The organism is Vibrio sp. 1580, from assembly GCF_033340055.1.
Window position 1 is genome coordinate 324,619 of sequence record NZ_JAWOVT010000005.1, and the last position, 17,165, is coordinate 341,783.

Here is a 17,165-nt window from a genome sequence, read left to right on the forward strand (position 1 = left end):
TATGAGCTAGATAGCTGATATTTAGCCAAAATGCTTAACTTGTGGGCAAGATCGCTCTCGCCCTGAACCGAAAAGATTGGCAGGTTTTATCTAAGCTGCGACCTCATCAGATAACTTTTCGATCAATCTCTCTCTTAGCTCATCTTGCTGTTCTTCACTTAATCTTCCTCCTGCATCACTGGTTAAAATAAACAAGTCTTCTGCTCGCTCACCAATTGTGGTGATTTTGGCACCGTGAAGGTTGATATTTAAATCAGCAAACGTACGGCCTACTTTGGCCAACAGCCCTGGTGTGTCTAGCGCGACAAACTCCATTAAAGTGTGTTTTTTACCTTTGGTTGGTAAGAAGTCGACTTTGGTTTTCACATTAAAGTGCTGAAGTTTGTTCGGAGTACGGCGCGTTTTAATCTTGGTTGGTCGGCCCGCCTCCAGTACATGGGTGAGGTGTTTAATCACCGCCGCGTGACGAGACTCATCGATCGCTTCGCCATGTTGATCGAGTACCATAAAGGTATCAATCACGTGCCCATCTTTGCTGGTCATGATTTGCGCGTCGTGTACATTAAAATTACGCCTATCTAACTCCGCCACGACCGTCGCAAATAAAGCAGGCTGGTCTTTCGTATATACAAACACCTCAGTGCCGCCACGAGTGGCTTTTTTACTGATCAAGACCAAAGGCTTAGTCGGATCTTCCATGCGAAGTAAGTGTTCACAGTGCCACGCGATTTGCGTATGAGTATGACGAAGGAAGTAGTCAGCTTTAAAGCGTTGCCACAATACTTCAATTTCGCGCGCGGCAAACCCCTCTTTGCGCAGCATTGCGGAGGCCATTTGTTGATTGTGGCGAATTCGCTCACGCACATCGACAGGGTTCTCTAGCCCTCTGCGTAAAGCACGTTGTGTGGAGTAATACAGCTCTGCAAGTAAAGTTCGTTTCCAAGCATTCCAAAGTTCTGGGTTGGTTGCACAAATATCTGCAACTGTCAGGCATACAAGATAATCGAGAGATTCTTCGTCTCTGACTTTTTTGGCAAATTCGGTAATAACATCAGGATCATAAATGTCTCGGCGCTGTGCGGTGACAGACATTAATAGATGATGTCTTACCAACCAAGCGACAAGTTTCGCTTCGGGCTTCGATAAGCCATGCTCAATGCAGAAGTCGTATGCTTCTCCTTCACCGATAATTGAGTGATCGCCGCCACGACCTTTCCCGATATCGTGGAAAATAGCGGCAATAATCAGCAGTTCTTTCTTTTGCATCCGTGGGTAGACGTCACAGCAAATAGGGTGCTTCGCATGATTTTCTGGGTCACTAAAAGTGTTGATGTGTTTAAGTAAGCGAATACTGTGTTCATCAACGGTGTAGGCATGGAATAAGTCAAACTGCATTTGACCAACAATCTGACTCCATTGCGGTAAATAGGCCGCCATAACCCCTAATCGGTGCATGAGGCTGAATGCTTTGTGCAGAGCATTAGGGTGACGACATAACGCCATGAACTTTTCACGCGCAGCAGGAATGGTGTGCAAAAACTTGTTGAGCCGACGCCGAGCGGTGCGCAGTTGACGCAGCGTTGGTGGGCTCACCCCTTCAATAGTTGAGTCGTTAGCAATATGTAAGAACATATCCAGAATAGTTTCTGGGCGAGCTTGGAACAATGCGGGTTTCCGCGCTTCAATTAAAGAACCGCGACGTTGAAAGTCCGTATCGAGAATCTCGGCACTTTCTGTCGCCCCACCATTAATGATCGCTTGGTCAAAGAGTTTGAGTAGCATTTTATTGAGCTCTGCCACACGACGAAGCGTGCGGTAGAACTCTTTCATCATCATTTCTACGCCTCGATTGCCTTCTCCGACGTAGCCTAGATTTTCCGCAACTTGTGCTTGATGGGCAAAGGTCAAGCGGTTGTCATAGCGGCGAAGCTCCATGTGCAGAGCGAAACGTACTCGCCAAAGGAAGTCCTGACATTCAACCAATTCTCGGTATTCTGCGTCAGTTAAAAATCCGTATCGGCTCATTTCTAACAATGAAGTCGCACCAAAGTGACGTCGAGCGACCCAGCTTAATGTATGAATATCGCGCAGCCCGCCAGGGGTTGATTTAATGTCCGGTTCTAAGTTGTAGGTCGTGTCGTGGTAACGTGCATGGCGTTCGCGCTGCTCTTGAATTTTAGCGCGGTAAAACGTCTCACTTGGCCAGAAGGAGTCTGATAACACGACTTTCTTCAGTGCCTGAAAGGTGTCCTCGCTTCCACACAGCAATCGCGCTTCTTGCAGGTTTGTCGCGACCGTTAGATCGGCTTTACCAATTTCAGCACATTCAGTAACGGTGCGAACAGCGTGTCCGACCTCGAGTTTTAAATCCCACAACAGCGTAATGAATTCGCTGATTTTTGCTTCTAACGCGGTTGGCAGTTTATTGTTCGACAGAATCAAAATATCGATATCGGAGAGCGGATGCAGCTCGCCTCGTCCGTAGCCACCAACGGCAACTAGGGAAATGTTGTAAATATCCTTGAAACCAAAATGTTGCCACAAACGATTGAGAAGCAGATCCATATATTCAGCTCTGGCTAAAACCAAGCTTGTTACCGGATGATGATTGAGAAACTCTTGGTTTTGATTAGAGCTAAACTTCTCTAATTCTTGTTTGAGTTCACCGATATTGATTTGTTCATCGGAAAAGGTAAGAGGGGACTGAAGTGTCATATTTGCCATCCGTGCAAGCTAATCTAATAACAATCTAACAAATTTGCGGCAGATAAAAAATATCCCCGCCGAAGCAGGGATATAGTAAACAACGAGTGGTTGTCAGCTTTACGCGTTTTTCATTAGGCGAGGAATCGTATCGTCGCTACGAAGCGTCAGTACTTCACAACCTTCTTTTGTTACTACAATGGTATGTTCCCATTGCGCAGAGTTCTTGCCGTCGCCCGTGTAAACAGTCCAGTCATCTTGTGCATCAACAGAGCAACCAAATTTACCTGCGTTAATCATCGGCTCAATAGTAAAGCACATGCCTTCTTTTAATACGCGGCGGTCTTTGTTCTTGTAATGAACCACTTGTGGTTCTTCATGGAACTCATCGCCGATACCGTGACCACAGAAGTCTTTCACAATAGAAAACTTGTTGCGAGGATTGTTCTTGTTGTTCTCTTTGATGTACTTCTCGATAGCTGTACCGATGTCGCCAACTGTTGAACCTGGCTTAACGGTACGCATACCAACGTACAGTGCTTCTTGAGCTACCATGCACAGACGTTTGTTTGCAGGCGAAACATCACCGACTAGGAACATCTTAGAAGTGTCACCATGGTAACCCTGAGGACGCACGCTCAGATCGGCATTCTCATCATTTGGAACGATTACGGTAATATCAACGTTTAAGATGTCACCATCTTTTAGTACCGCCGGCTTCATTTGGCCGTTGCTACCGATTTCGTCTTTTTCCGCTGGAATACCGTGGCATACGATATGGTTGATTGAAGTACAGATCGACTTAGGGAAACCATGGTAATCAAGCGGAGCAGAGTATGCGCCTTTTTCTAGAGCGTACTCATGACAGATTTTGTTTAACTCTTCTGTCGTCACACCAACTTTGATGTGTGGTTCGATCATTTCTAGAATCTCTGCGGCTAGCTTGCCCGCAATGCGCATGCGTTCTATTTCTTCAGCAGTTTTAATCTTGATTGACATTGGCTTTCTCTACTTATTCCTAAGCACGTAAACGTGCGAATGGTCGCATTCTATCAGACATCGGGGCGTTAACCCAAGTTAGATAGGAATATGCATCATTCTTAATTCGATCATATGTTTAAAGTTTTGCTTATAAATAGGAGAAAGTGGCTCGGTGAAGAAATAATTTTTACTAGCCACAGTGAGCTAAAATATGGTATAAAGCGCGCCGGAATAGAGGACTGTTCTCTTCGTTTAGCAAAGTTAAGCGGCGAAGCAAGCTTCATCCGAATAACCTTTTATCTTTAAATCACACACATTCCGTCACATATTCCGGGGTGCTGAGCAGAAGCTTGGTCGGAGTTATGGGGAATGTGGAGGCCTAACCCCATAGAGGATTTTAAAATGGCAACTGTATCAATGCGCGATATGCTAAAAGCTGGTGTTCACTTCGGTCACCAGACTCGTTACTGGAACCCAAAAATGAAGCCATTCATCTTTGGCGCTCGTAACAAAGTTCATATCATCAACCTAGAAAAAACTGTACCAATGTTCAACGACGCTCTAGCTGAACTAGCTAAAGTTGGCGAGAAGAAAGGTAAGGTTCTATTCGTAGGTACTAAGCGCGCTGCATCTGAAGCTGTTAAAGAAGCTGCAATCGCAAGCAACCAGTTTTACGTAAACAACCGCTGGTTAGGCGGTATGCTTACAAACTACAAAACAGTTCGTCAGTCTATCAAGCGTCTAAAAGAACTAGAGACTCAATCTCAAGACGGTACTTTTGACAAACTAACTAAGAAAGAAGCTCTAATGCGTACTCGCGAAATGGAGAAGCTAGAGAAATCTCTTGGTGGTATCAAAGACATGGGCGGCCTACCAGACGCTCTATTCGTAATCGACGCTGATCACGAACACATTGCAATTAAAGAAGCTAACAACCTAGGTATTCCAGTATACGCTGTGGTAGATACTAACTCTAACCCAGACGGCGTTGACTACGTAATCCCAGGTAACGACGACGCGATCCGCGCTGTACAGCTATACCTGAACGCTGCTGCTTCAGCAGTATCTGAAGGTCGTAACAAAGACGTAGCTGCAGTTGCTGAAAAAGACGGTTTCGTAGAAGCTGAATAATAGCGGCTCTGTGTCACACTTGGTCTATGTGAAACCTTTGTGTAGCATAAACTAAGTTATAGTTAGCAATGGGGGCCGACAATGTTAGGCCCCTGTTTTTTACCTTATTTCGAATCAAACGAGGAAGACAGAATGGCAACTGTAACTGCTGCTCTAGTTAAAGAACTTCGCGAGCGTACTGGCGCTGGCATGATGGAATGTAAGAAAGCGCTTGTAGAAGCAAACGCTGACATCGAACTAGCAATTGAAAACATGCGTAAATCTGGCGCAGCGAAAGCAGCTAAGAAAGCTGGTAACGTTGCAGCTGAAGGCGCAATCATCATCAAAGAAGAAAACGGCGTTGCTGTTCTTCTTGAAGTTAACTGCCAAACTGACTTCGTTGCTAAAGACGGTAACTTCACTGCATTCGCAGAAGAAGTTGCAGCTGCAGCTCTAGCTTCAAAAGCTTCTGTTGAAGAACTACAAGCACAATTCGAAGACGCACGTGTAGCTCTAGTAGCTAAAATCGGTGAAAACATCACTATCCGTCGCGTAGAATACGTTCAAGGCACTGCAATCGCTTCTTACCGTCACGGTGAGAAAATCGGTGTTGTTGTTGCTGGTGAAGGCGACGCAGAAACTCTTAAGCACGTTGCAATGCACGTTGCTGCTTCTAAGCCTGAGTTCGTTAACCCAGAAGACGTACCAGCTGACGTAGTAGAAAAAGAGAAAGCTGTTCAAGTTGAAATCGCAATGAACGAAGGCAAGCCTGCTGAAATCGCTGAGAAGATGGTTGTTGGCCGCATGAAGAAATTCACTGGCGAGATCTCTCTAACAGGTCAAGCTTTCATCATGGAGCCTAAGAAAACTGTAGGCGAAATGCTGAAAGAAAAAGGCGCTTCAGTTTCTACGTTCGTTCGCCTAGAAGTAGGTGAAGGTATCGAGAAGAAAGAAGAAATGAGCTTCGCTGAAGAAGTTGCAGCAGCTCAAAAAGGTTAATCCTTAGAGACTGTATAAAGATTAGACCGTAGCCAAGGCTGCGGTCTTTTTATGAGCAGTGAACGATTAGCCGTGATGAATAGCCATAACTGAAGTTGTGTCTATTCATGACTGTTAATCAACAACTCTCTTTGGAAGGTAAACTCCATGACTACGAACCCTAAACCAGCGTATCAACGTATTCTATTAAAACTGAGTGGTGAAGCTCTTCAAGGTGAAGACGGTTTTGGTATTGATCCTGCGGTCCTTGATCGTATGGCACAAGAAGTTAAAGAACTGGTTGAACTGGGTGTTCAGGTTGGTGTAGTTATCGGTGGCGGTAACTTGTTCCGTGGTGCAGGCCTAGCTGAAGCTGGTATGAACCGCGTAGTTGGTGACCACATGGGTATGCTTGCTACAGTAATGAATGGCCTAGCGATGCGTGATGCTCTTCACCGTGCATACGTAAATGCGCGCGTTATGTCTGCAATCCCTCTAAAAGGCGTATGTGACGACTATAATTGGGCTGATGCGATCCGTGAGCTTCGCCAAGGCCGAGTTGTCATCTTCTCTGCTGGTACTGGTAACCCGTTCTTTACAACGGATTCTGCTGCTTGTTTACGTGGTATCGAAATTGAAGCGGATGTCGTACTAAAAGCGACGAAAGTTGATGGTGTATTTACTGCTGACCCTGTAGCAAACCCAGACGCAGAGCTGTATGATAAGCTATCTTATGCAGAAGTTCTGGATAAAGAGCTGAAAGTTATGGACTTGGCGGCGTTTACGCTAGCTCGTGACCACAAAATGCCAATCCGCGTATTTAATATGAACAAGCCAGGCGCACTACGTCGCGTGGTAATGGGCGAAGCAGAAGGCACGCTCATCAACGAATAAGCTTGGCTTAAGGTGCCACTCCAAAGCGTTAGGGTGGTGCTTGCTTTGCTCAACCGTTTTAGGCTTTCTTCAGGAAAGATGACATTTTTAAGGTGAAACTGTGATTAACGAAATCAAAAAAGACGCGCAAGAGCGCATGGATAAAAGCGTTGAAGCGCTTAAGAACAACCTTTCTAAAATTCGTACAGGTCGTGCACACCCAAGCCTACTATCTGGTATTTCTGTAGAATACTACGGTGCAGCAACACCTCTAAACCAAGTAGCAAACGTTATTGCTGAAGATGCACGTACACTTGCAATCACGGTTTTTGATAAAGAGCTGACGCCGAAAGTAGAAAAAGCGATCATGACGTCTGACCTTGGTCTAAACCCTATGTCAGCTGGCACTATCATCCGCGTTCCACTTCCACCGCTAACGGAAGAACGTCGTAAAGACCTAGTTAAGATCGTCCGTGGTGAAGCTGAAGGTGGTCGTGTTGCTGTTCGTAACATCCGTCGTGACGCAAACAACGATCTTAAAGCGCTTCTAAAAGATAAAGAAATCTCTGAAGATGAAGATCGTAAAGCACAAGACGAAATTCAAAAGCTAACTGACGTTGCAGTTAAGAAGATCGATGAAGTTCTTGCTGCAAAAGAAAAAGAGTTGATGGAAGTTTAATACTCCCACACACATCACTGTTGGAAAACGCTGTGCTCACAGCTCAGCGTTTTTTTATGTTAGTCTATCCAACTGATGGAACTCAATTAACTCCCTATGCAAAATTCTCAAGCCTTCTCTGATTCCCTTCCTAAGCATATTGCCATCATTATGGACGGTAATGGCCGTTGGGCTAAGTCCAAAGGAAAACCTCGCGTATTTGGTCATAAAAAAGGCGTTAGTGCCGTTCGTAAGACCGTGGCTGCTGCTTCAAAACTAGGCATTAGAGCCATGACGCTGTTTGCTTTTAGTAGTGAAAACTGGCGTCGTCCGGAGGAAGAAGTGGGTCTTTTGATGGAACTGTTTATCACGGTCCTGTCTAGTGAAGTAAATAAACTACACAAAAATAACTTACGGTTGCGCGTGATCGGTGATACCAGTCGATTTAGTGAGCGTCTACAAAAGAAAATTGTAGAAGCAGAAAACCTAACGGCAGATAACACGGGTATGGTGATCAACATTGCAGCCAACTATGGCGGTAAATGGGACATCACAGAAGCTGCTAAAACGTTAGCGCTAAAAGCACGTAACGGTGAAATTCGTGTAGAGGATATCAATGAGCAGCTAATCACTGAGCATTTGACCATGGCAGACTTACCGGAAGTGGATCTTTTAATTCGCACCAGTGGAGAGTGCCGCATCAGCAACTTTATGTTGTGGCAAATGGCTTATGCAGAAATGTACTTTACACCAGAGTACTGGCCAGAATTCGATGAAGACAGTTTGGTAGAAGCTGTGACTTGGTTTATCAACCGAGAACGTCGTTTTGGCTGTACAGGTGAACAAATAAAGGCATTGATGGCAGCTCAATAAGGACTAGTTAGTTTGAAACAGAGAATAATAACAGCACTAATTTTAGCTCCCCTGGTTATTTTAGGCATTTTTAAATTACCGCTAATGGGCTTTATTGCCGCTTTAACTGCAATAACGCTATTAGGTTTTTGGGAGTGGACTCAGTTTACAGGAAGCAACTCTCGCATTGCTGCCCTTGTGCCGGCAATCATTATTACCGGACTTAGTTTTCTATACATCTCGCCTGATGCATATAGCCTAAATCACTTAACGACACCTCATTATGTCGTCTTGGGTATTGGTTTTGTTTGGTGGATTATTGCTAGCTTAATGGCGATTACTTACCCCAAAACGACGAAATCTTGGCAAAGTAATTTTGTTTTACGTCATGTATTTGGTTTTCTGACACTAATCCCATTCCTTTGGAGTGTGATTATTCTCAGAGCGTATGACATCACTGTAGATCCATACCACGGCGCAAAGCTTGTGTTGTACGTTTGTTTCTTGGTATGGGCTGCAGATAGCGGCGCCTACTTTGCAGGCAAAAGCTTAGGCAAACGTAAGATGGCTCCTCATGTAAGCCCCAATAAAACCATTGAAGGGCTAATTGGTGGCATTATCACGGCATTAATCGTAGCGTGGGCATTTGCTGATTGGTTCGACATCCAGTTCACTAGCCCTGTCCATATGGTGCTGATTACGCTAGTGACTGTCGTTATTTCAGTGCTTGGTGATCTGGTTGAAAGTATGTTCAAACGTGTCTCAGGCATTAAAGACAGCAGTAACATTATCCCAGGGCACGGTGGTGTGCTAGATCGTATCGACAGCCTAACCGCAGCATTCCCAGTTTTTGCTCTTCTTTACTACGTATTCTAATTTATCAGGAGCGGCGTCGTCGCTCCTGAGCTTTCTAACGGTCTTACAACATGCAAAAGTTAACGATTCTTGGTGCTACTGGATCAATTGGTGCAAGCACGCTTAAAGTGGTCGAACAAAACCCAGATCTGTTTTCTGTCGTTGCCTTAGCGGCAAGCACTAACGTTGAAAAGATGATCGGTTTATGTCGTCATTGGCAACCTAAGTATGCGGTCATGGCAGATAAAGCTGCGGCGTCTCAACTTCAAGCTGAGCTACACTCGGTTTCGCCAGGTACCGAAGTGCTAGGTGGTGTTGATGCGCTATGCCATATTGCTTCGCTGGACGAGGTCGACAGTGTAATGGCTGCTATTGTAGGAGCCGCTGGCTTATTGCCTACCATGGCTGCCGTGAAAGCAGGTAAGCGAGTCTTGTTGGCAAATAAAGAAGCACTTGTAATGTCAGGCCAGCTATTTATTGATGCCGTTGAAGAATTTGGCGCAGAGCTACTTCCCGTCGACAGTGAACACAACGCCATTTTCCAATGTTTACCGCAGCAAGTACAAACCAATCTGGGTCGTTGCAATTTACAAGAACATGGCATTTCTCATATTTTGTTGACTGGATCTGGTGGTCCTTTCCGTTACACTGACATCGCAGAACTGGAGCAGGTGACACCCGCGCAGGCGATTGCTCATCCAAACTGGTCGATGGGGCCAAAAATTTCTGTTGACTCTGCCACGATGATGAATAAAGGCCTTGAGTATATCGAAGCTAAGTGGCTATTTAATGCTGCTCGCGAACAACTGAAGGTGGTTATTCACCCTCAATCGGTAATTCATTCTATGGTTCAGTATCGTGATGGTTCGGTCTTGGCACAAATGGGAGAAGCGGATATGGCGACGCCAATTGCGCTCACCATGTCATACCCGTCAAGAGTGGAAGCTGGGGTTAAGCCGCTAGACTTCACGAAAGTTGGTGAGCTGACGTTTTTGCAGCCTGATTTTGCTCGTTACCCATGTTTAAAACTCGCAATTGATGCTTGTTATGAAGGTCAACACGCAACAACGGCATTGAATGCAGCTAATGAAGTCGCTGTTGATGCATTTTTAAATAACAGACTAGGTTTTACCGATATTGCTCGCATCAATGAGTCTGTGTTGAATAAAATCAACGCAAGCTGCAAAGCTGAGAATGCGAATAGCTTGGAAAGCTTGCTCGAGCTAGATAGAATGGCACGAACTATTGCCCTAGAAACCATACGCGAGCGTAGCTGATGACTGGTATATTGTGGAATCTCATTTCTTTTATCGTCGCACTGGGCATTCTTGTTACCGTGCACGAATTTGGGCATTTTTGGGTTGCTCGCCGTTGCGGCGTTAAAGTTGAAAAGTTTTCAATCGGTTTCGGCAAGTCTATTTGGAGTAAAGTAGGCAAAGACGGAACGGAGTACAGCATCTCAATGATCCCTCTCGGCGGCTATGTGAAAATGGTTGATAGCCGTGTCGATGAGGTGCCAGAACATGAGAAGCACCTAGCGTTTGATAAGAAGCCGTTATGGAAGCGAACCTCTATTGTTGCGGCTGGCCCCATCTTTAATTTTCTTTTCGCAATTTTTGCCTATTGGCTGGTATTTCTAATTGGTATCCCGGCTGTTAAGCCTGTAATTGGTGAAGTTACGCCCAATTCGATTGTTGCGGAAGCTGGAATTGAATCTGGAATGGAACTTAAATCGATATCTGGTATCAAAACTCCGGATTGGGAATCAGTAAATATGGGATTGATTTCTCATATTGGCGATGATTTGATGACGGTAACACTAACGTCAGCGAATGAAGTTGGTTCAGAAGTAACGAAAACGCTCGATTTACGTGAGTGGAAGTTCGACCCAGAAACTCAGTCAGCGATGCAGTCGTTAGGTTTTACTCCGTATACACCGGAGGTGTATCGAGTTATCGAGCAGGTCTCGCAAGGTGGAGCGGCGGAAAAAGCCGGTGTGCTTCCAGGTGATGAGGTTGTCGCAATTGGTCAACAACGCGTGACCGAATGGAAGCAAGTAGTTGAAGCGGTTCGTTCTAATCCTGATACACCGCTTGAATTGACGGTGTTACGTCAGGGTTATGAGCAAACATTGACGCTGACGCCCGGTAGCCGTGAGCTAGCTAACAAAGAAGTCGTTGGTTTTGCAGGTATTGCACCTAAAGTCGCAGAATGGCCAGAAAGTTATCGCTTCGATCTTCAGTTTGGTGTATTCGAGTCAATAGGTAAAGCAGTAGACAAAACTGGCCAAGTCATTGGTTTGACAATCAGCATGCTTAAGAAGCTTATTGTTGGAGACGTTGGTCTGAATAATCTGAGTGGACCAATATCAATAGCCAAAGGCGCAGGCGCGACAGCAGATTATGGTTTGGTCTACTTTTTAGGTTTTCTCGCTCTAATTAGTGTTAACCTAGGTATTATTAATCTCGTTCCTTTACCAATGTTGGATGGCGGTCATTTGTTGTTTTTTGCAATTGAAGCAGTCATTCGACGTCCTGTTCCTGAGAAAGTGCAGGAAATGGGCTTTAGAATTGGTGGTGCGATCATCTTCTCGCTCATGGCGTTAGCGCTATTTAATGATTTTACTCGTCTGTGATAGTTCAGAGACAAAAGCAGTAGCAAGGAATAATTAGAACAAGTATGGCGATTAAGCGAATTCTATTTGCAAGTTTACTGGCGACCAGTGTATCTGCAAATGGAGCAGAGAACTTCGTAGTTCAAGATATTGAAATCGATGGATTGCAGCGTGTAGCACTGGGTGCTGCATTGTTGAAAATGCCTGTACGTGTCGGTGATACCATTGGCCAAGGCGATGTTGCAGAAATTATCCGCGCCCTGTATGCATCTGGTAACTTTGAAGATGTGAAAGTGTTGCGTGACGGTGGTGTTCTGATGGTTCAAGTCAAAGAACGTCCTACCATTGCAAGCATCTCTTTTTCAGGTAACAAAGCAATCAAGGACGAGCAGCTACAAGAAAACCTGAACGCGTCTGGCGTTCGTGAAGGTGAAGCGCTTGACCGCACCACGCTAAGCAACATTGAAAAAGGCTTAGAAGACTTTTACTACAGCGTAGGTAAATACAACGCAACAGTAAAAGCGGTGGTGACTCCACTACCACGTAATCGTTCTGACCTTAAGTTTGTCTTTACTGAAGGTGTGTCGGCAAAAATTCAGCAAATCAACTTTATCGGTAATGAAGTGTTCAGTGATGAAGAACTGCTTTCGCGCTTTAACTTAAATGTTGATGTGCCGTGGTGGAATTTCCTTTCTGATGAAAAGTATCAAAAGCAAGTCCTTGCAGGTGATATTGAAGCACTCAAATCATTCTACCTGGATCGTGGTTACTTAAAATTTAACGTTGATTCGACACAAGTTGCAATCTCTCCTGACAAGAAAGGGGTATACATTACTCTTGGTCTAGAAGAGGGCGAGGTTTACACCGTTAAGAACGTGAAGTTCCGTGGTGATTTGATTGGCGAGGAAGCGACGTTCGAAAGACTTGTGCCATTTGAAGACAATGAGACATACAACGGCTCGTTGGTTACTTCAATGGAAGAAGGGATTAAGCGTGTGCTTGGTGAGTCTGGTTATGCTTATCCTCAAGTGAATACCATTCCAGAGTTTGACGACGAGAATCAAGAAGTTTCTTTGGTCGTTAACGTAGACCCGGGTAACCGAATTTATGTTCGTGATATTCGCTTCACGGGTAATAACTCAACCAAAGATGAAGTCCTTCGTCGTGAAATGCGTCAGATGGAAGGCAGTTGGTTGAACTCGAAATCGATTGAAACGGGTAAAACTCGTCTAAATCGTTTGGGCTACTTTGAAAATGTTGAAGTACAGACGGTTCGAGTTCCTGGTAGTGATGATCAAGTTGACCTAGTTTACTCTGTCAAAGAAGCGAACTCTGGTAGCGTTAACTTCGGTGTTGGCTACGGCACAGAATCGGGTGTGAGCTTCCAGGTTGGCCTGCAACAAGATAACTTCATTGGTAGTGGTAACCGTGTTGGTATCAACGCGATGATGAATGACTACCAGAAAAACATCAGTCTAGATTACCGTGATCCGTACTGGAACTTAGACGGTGTAAGCTTAGGTGGTAAGGTTTTCTATAACGAATTTGAAGCGAAAGAAGCCAATATCGTTGACTATACCAACGAAAGCTATGGCGCGAGCTTAACGTGGGGTTTCCCATTCGATGAGTTGAACCGTTTTGAATTCGGTGTCGGTTATACGCACAACAAGATCGGTAACTTATCGCCTTACTTACAGGTAGAGCAGTTCTTACGAGCACAAGCAGACAACATTGATTCTAGTGGAGCGTTGAACACAAACGACTTCGACTTCAATATCTCTTGGACACGTAATAACTTAAACCGTGGCTACTTCCCTACGGCAGGTAACCATCAGCGTGCATTCTATAAAATGACCGTACCTGGCTCTGACGTTCAATACTTCAAAATGCAGTACGATGTTCGTCAGTATGTGCCATTGACTAAAAAGCACGAGTTTACCCTCTTGTTCCGTGGCCGCTTAGGTTACGGTAATGGTTACGGTCAAACGGATGGCAACGATAACTTGTTCCCATTCTACGAAAACTACTACGCAGGTGGCTTTACATCGCTTCGTGGCTTTGGCTCAAACTCTGTTGGTCCTAAAGCGGTTTACCGTGATACATCTGGTTCAAACAATGGCGCAGATACAGCAACAGATGACTCTGTTGGTGGTAACGCCGTAGCGCTAGCAAGTGTTGAGTTGATTGTCCCAACACCATTTGCATCAGAAGAAGTACAAAACCAAATTCGTACCAGTATCTTCTTTGATATGGCAAGTGTTTGGGATACGGAGTTTGACTACCGCGATTCAGGTGCGGAATATGGTGACCGTTACTACTACGATTACTCAGATCCAACCAACTACCGCTCTTCTTACGGTGCGGCGTTGCAGTGGATGTCTCCAATGGGGCCACTAGTATTCTCACTAGCGAAACCAATTAAGAAATTTGATGGCGATGATGAAGAGTTCTTCACATTCACTATCGGTAGAACTTTCTAAAGAGGAAAATATTTTGAATAAAATGATCAAAGCGGCTGGGATTGGCCTTCTTGTACTGAGCTCTTCAATGTTTGCAAATGCGGCAGAAGCTGCACAAAAAATTGCTTATGTAAATACAGCTCAAGTTTTCCAAGCTCTTCCTCAACGTGAAGTTGTACTACAAAAAATGCAGAAAGACTTCAAAAGCAAAGCTGATGAACTGAAGTCAATCCAAGCACAAGCTAAAACAAAGATTGAGAAGCTACAACGTGACGGCGAGCTTTTGGGTCAAGACGAAGTTGAAAAGCTACGTATCGATATCGCGAAGCTAGACAGCGAGTACAAAGTGAAAGCACAAGCACTTGAAAAAGCAAGTGCGCGTCGTGAAGCTGAAGAAAAAGCGAAGCTTTTCAAAACGATTCAAGATGCAGTTAAGAAAGTCGCAGACAAAAATGGTTACGATCTTGTGATTGATATCTCTGCTTTGCAGTACGGCAAGCCAGAATACAATATCTCTGAAGACGTAATTAAAGCTCTAAAATAAGAAGTTATGAAGACATTAACATTAGCCGAATTGGCGACAATTACCGGGGGTGAACTGTTTGGTGACGAGTCTCTCGTTGTAAGCCGTGTTGCCCCAATGGATAAAGCACAAGAAGGTGATGTAACCTTCTTGTCTAACCCAAAATACGCAAAACACCTTTCTGAGTGCCAAGCTACCGTTGTTATGGTAAAGGCTGAGCATAAAGATCAATGCGTTGGAAATGCGTTAGTGGTTTCAGACCCTTATGTCGCATTTGCTCGTGTGGTTCAAGCGATGGATACCACACCAAAACCGGCAGACGATATTGCACCAAGTGCTGTGATTGCCGCTGACGTTAAAATGGGTGAGAACGTTACAATCGGCGCTAATGCTGTGATTGAAACAGGCGTGGAACTCGGCGACAACGTAAGTGTTGGTGCTGGTTGTTTTATCGGTAAGAACGCCAAGCTAGGGAATAACACCAAGCTTTGGGCTAATGTCACTATCTACCATGAAGTGTCATTGGGTGATGACTGTCTCGTTCAATCGGCTACCGTCATTGGCTCTGATGGCTTCGGTTATGCGAATGACAAAGGCGAGTGGATCAAAATCCCTCAGCTTGGTTCAGTGCGTATCGGTAACCGCGTTGAGATTGGTGCTTGTACTACGATTGACCGCGGTGCACTCGAAGATACTATCATTGAAGACAATGTCATTCTGGATAACCAACTTCAAATCGCGCACAACGTGCAGATCGGATATGGTACCGTGATGCCTGGTGGTACTATTGTCGCGGGCAGTACAAAAATTGGTAAGTACTGCCAGATTGGCGGCGCGTCTGTTCTGAATGGCCATATCACTATCGCAGATGGTGTGGCGATTACAGGTATGGGCATGGTAATGCGCAGTATCGAAGAAAAAGGCCTTTACTCATCAGGTATTCCACTACAAACGAACAGAGAGTGGCGTAAGACCGCAACTCGAGTTCACCGTATTGATGAGATGAATAAGCGCCTAAAAGCGGTTGAAAAACAGCTGGAACAGAAAGAAGAAATTTAGAACAAGTTATCTTTCGCTCTGTATTTAACACGAAGGCTAACAAGTTCTAGTTCCATATTCTGTAAGAAGACTCGCGAAATGCGGGTCTTTTTCTTCTATAATGACGCGCTCTAAGTAGATTTAACTCCAAGATGGTGCGTATTTTGCTAGTATATTGCAAAGCGATTCGGCTTTACGACCTGTTGCCACGTTTGCCATCTTGGCGGCAAAAAATTGATATAGGAAGACGACTTTGACTACTGAAAAGAAAACGATGAACATCTCTGAAATTCAAGAGCTACTACCTCATCGCTACCCATTCTTATTGATCGACCGAGTGATAGACTTCCAAGAAGAGAAGTACCTTCACGCGATTAAAAACGTGTCGGTTAACGAACCTCAGTTCACAGGTCACTTTCCTCAACTACCAGTATTCCCAGGTGTTTTGATTTTAGAAGCAATGGCTCAGGCAACAGGCTTACTTGCATTTAAATCATTTGGTGCACCAACAGAAAATGAACTGTACTACTTTGCAAGCGTAGACGGCGCGAAATTCCGTAAACCAGTGGTTCCGGGCGACCAATTGGTTATTGAGGTAGAATTTCTGAAAGAACGTCGCGGCATTGCTGCATTTAGCGGTGTAGCAAAAGTTGACGGCGAAGTGGTATGTTCTGCAGAACTGAAGTGTGCTCGTCGAGAGTTTTAATATGATTCATGAAACCGCTAAAATCCACCCGGCAGCGGTGGTAGAAGAGGGCGCCAAAATTGGTGCTAACGTAACAGTAGGTCCTTTTACGTACATCACCTCTACGGTTGAAATTGGTGAAGGCACAGAAGTGATGTCTCACGTTGTGATCAAAGGTCACACAACTATTGGCAAAGATAACCGTATTTTCCCACATGCTGTCATTGGTGAAGAAAACCAAGACAAAAAATACGGTGGTGAAGACACAACTGTGGTTATCGGTGACCGTAACGTCATTCGTGAAGCGGTCCAAGTTCACCGCGGCACAGTGCAAGACAAAGCAACCACGATCATTGGTGATGACAACTTATTGTGTGTGAATGCACACGTTGCGCATGATGTTGTTATTGGTAACCACACTCATATCGGTAATAACTCGATTCTTGGTGGTCACGTTACTGTTGATGATTATGCCGGTGTGATGGCACTGTCTGCGATTCATCCGTTTTGTACAGTGGGCGCTTACGCATACATTGGCGGCTGTTCAGCTGTGGTGCAAGATGTCCCAGCTTATGTACTCGCGCAAGGTAACCACGCTGCTCCATTCGGCTTGAACCTAGTTGGCTTGAAGCGTAATGGCTTTGAGAAACCAGAGATTCGTGCGCTACAAAAAGCGTATAAAGAAATCTACCGTTCAGGTAAGACGCTAGAAGAAGTGAAGCCTATTCTGGCTGAAATGGCTCAAGAGTGGCCGGCTGTGAAGCGTTTCTCAGATATTCTGGAAACGACGGAACGTGGCATTATTCGTTAATTGGCGAATGAACCAATAAATAAAA

At 44.9% G+C, this 17,165-nt stretch carries 15 protein-coding genes; 13 read left to right on the top strand and 2 right to left on the bottom strand.

Going from position 1 to position 17,165, the window contains the following annotated elements; genetic code table 11:
* Positions 1–90: 90 nt before the first annotated feature.
* Entirely contained in the window at positions 91–2,715 is a 2,625-nt protein-coding gene (glnD, locus tag R7093_RS10750) for a bifunctional uridylyltransferase/uridylyl-removing protein GlnD (protein ID WP_017636037.1), read from the bottom strand.
* A gap of 108 nt (positions 2,716–2,823) precedes the next feature.
* The gene (map, locus tag R7093_RS10755; RefSeq protein WP_005380326.1) at positions 2,824–3,702 is read right to left on the bottom strand and encodes a type I methionyl aminopeptidase; all 879 of its coding nucleotides are present in this window, start codon (positions 3,700–3,702) and stop codon (positions 2,824–2,826) included.
* Positions 3,703–4,086: 384 nt separating this feature from the next.
* On the opposite strand from map, the gene rpsB reads away from it, so the two are divergent.
* The 13 genes from rpsB to lpxA all read left to right on the top strand — a co-directional run bounded on the left by rpsB (position 4,087) and on the right by lpxA (position 17,140).
* Positions 4,087–4,815, top strand: coding sequence for a 30S ribosomal protein S2 (rpsB, locus tag R7093_RS10760; protein ID WP_005380327.1), 729 nt, complete (start codon positions 4,087–4,089; stop codon positions 4,813–4,815).
* 132 nt (positions 4,816–4,947) lie between these two features.
* The gene (gene tsf / locus R7093_RS10765) at positions 4,948–5,793 is read left to right on the top strand and encodes a translation elongation factor Ts (RefSeq protein WP_005380328.1); all 846 of its coding nucleotides are present in this window, start codon (positions 4,948–4,950) and stop codon (positions 5,791–5,793) included.
* Positions 5,794–5,940: 147 nt separating this feature from the next.
* Positions 5,941–6,666, top strand: coding sequence for a UMP kinase (pyrH, locus tag R7093_RS10770; protein ID WP_005380329.1), 726 nt, complete (start codon positions 5,941–5,943; stop codon positions 6,664–6,666).
* A gap of 100 nt (positions 6,667–6,766) precedes the next feature.
* On the top strand, positions 6,767–7,324 hold the full coding sequence (gene frr / locus R7093_RS10775; protein WP_005380330.1) for a ribosome recycling factor: 558 nt from the start codon (positions 6,767–6,769) through the stop codon (positions 7,322–7,324).
* Between the two features lie 96 nt (positions 7,325–7,420).
* On the top strand, positions 7,421–8,176 hold the full coding sequence (locus R7093_RS10780; protein WP_047102608.1) for an isoprenyl transferase: 756 nt from the start codon (positions 7,421–7,423) through the stop codon (positions 8,174–8,176).
* 12 nt (positions 8,177–8,188) lie between these two features.
* Positions 8,189–9,031, top strand: coding sequence for a phosphatidate cytidylyltransferase (locus R7093_RS10785; RefSeq protein WP_005385351.1), 843 nt, complete (start codon positions 8,189–8,191; stop codon positions 9,029–9,031).
* 50 nt (positions 9,032–9,081) lie between these two features.
* Entirely contained in the window at positions 9,082–10,287 is a 1,206-nt protein-coding gene (ispC, locus tag R7093_RS10790) for a 1-deoxy-D-xylulose-5-phosphate reductoisomerase (RefSeq protein ID WP_047102607.1), read from the top strand.
* A complete protein-coding gene (rseP, locus tag R7093_RS10795; protein WP_047102606.1) occupies positions 10,287–11,645 on the top strand; it encodes a sigma E protease regulator RseP in 1,359 nt (452 codons plus the stop codon). The genes ispC and rseP overlap by 1 nt, the downstream gene beginning before the upstream one ends.
* A 44-nt stretch (positions 11,646–11,689) precedes the next feature.
* Positions 11,690–14,104, top strand: coding sequence for an outer membrane protein assembly factor BamA (bamA, locus tag R7093_RS10800; protein ID WP_042521413.1), 2,415 nt, complete (start codon positions 11,690–11,692; stop codon positions 14,102–14,104).
* Positions 14,105–14,117: 13 nt separating this feature from the next.
* Positions 14,118–14,627, top strand: a complete 510-nt coding sequence (locus tag R7093_RS10805; RefSeq protein ID WP_005391804.1) for an OmpH family outer membrane protein — start codon at positions 14,118–14,120, stop codon at positions 14,625–14,627.
* 6 nt (positions 14,628–14,633) lie between these two features.
* A complete protein-coding gene (gene lpxD, locus R7093_RS10810) occupies positions 14,634–15,665 on the top strand; it encodes a UDP-3-O-(3-hydroxymyristoyl)glucosamine N-acyltransferase (RefSeq protein ID WP_047102605.1) in 1,032 nt (343 codons plus the stop codon).
* 232 nt (positions 15,666–15,897) lie between these two features.
* Positions 15,898–16,350 (top strand): 3-hydroxyacyl-ACP dehydratase FabZ, encoded by a 453-nt coding sequence (fabZ, locus tag R7093_RS10815; protein WP_005380349.1) that lies wholly within the window; start codon positions 15,898–15,900, stop codon positions 16,348–16,350.
* Between the two features lies 1 nt (position 16,351).
* Positions 16,352–17,140 carry an acyl-ACP--UDP-N-acetylglucosamine O-acyltransferase gene (gene lpxA, locus R7093_RS10820; protein ID WP_047102604.1) on the top strand — a complete coding sequence of 263 codons (789 nt, stop codon included), beginning with the start codon at positions 16,352–16,354 and terminating at the stop codon, positions 17,138–17,140.
* Positions 17,141–17,165: the final 25 nt, after the last annotated feature.

Excerpts from the sequence above, each read along its gene's own strand:
- tsf (WP_005380328.1), top strand. The coding sequence starts at position 4,948 with ATGGCAACTGTAACTGCTGCTCTAGTTAAAGAACTTCGCGAGCGTACT.
- lpxA (WP_047102604.1), top strand. The coding sequence starts at position 16,352 with ATGATTCATGAAACCGCTAAAATCCACCCGGCAGCGGTGGTAGAAGAG.
- pyrH (WP_005380329.1), top strand. The coding sequence starts at position 5,941 with ATGACTACGAACCCTAAACCAGCGTATCAACGTATTCTATTAAAACTG.
- lpxD (WP_047102605.1), top strand. The coding sequence starts at position 14,634 with ATGAAGACATTAACATTAGCCGAATTGGCGACAATTACCGGGGGTGAA.
- rseP (WP_047102606.1), top strand. The coding sequence starts at position 10,287 with ATGACTGGTATATTGTGGAATCTCATTTCTTTTATCGTCGCACTGGGC.
- rpsB (WP_005380327.1), top strand. The coding sequence starts at position 4,087 with ATGGCAACTGTATCAATGCGCGATATGCTAAAAGCTGGTGTTCACTTC.
- glnD (WP_017636037.1), bottom strand. The coding sequence starts at position 2,715 with ATGACACTTCAGTCCCCTCTTACCTTTTCCGATGAACAAATCAATATC.
- bamA (WP_042521413.1), top strand. The coding sequence starts at position 11,690 with ATGGCGATTAAGCGAATTCTATTTGCAAGTTTACTGGCGACCAGTGTA.
- R7093_RS10780 (WP_047102608.1), top strand. The coding sequence starts at position 7,421 with ATGCAAAATTCTCAAGCCTTCTCTGATTCCCTTCCTAAGCATATTGCC.
- ispC (WP_047102607.1), top strand. The coding sequence starts at position 9,082 with ATGCAAAAGTTAACGATTCTTGGTGCTACTGGATCAATTGGTGCAAGC.
- map (WP_005380326.1), bottom strand. The coding sequence starts at position 3,702 with ATGTCAATCAAGATTAAAACTGCTGAAGAAATAGAACGCATGCGCATT.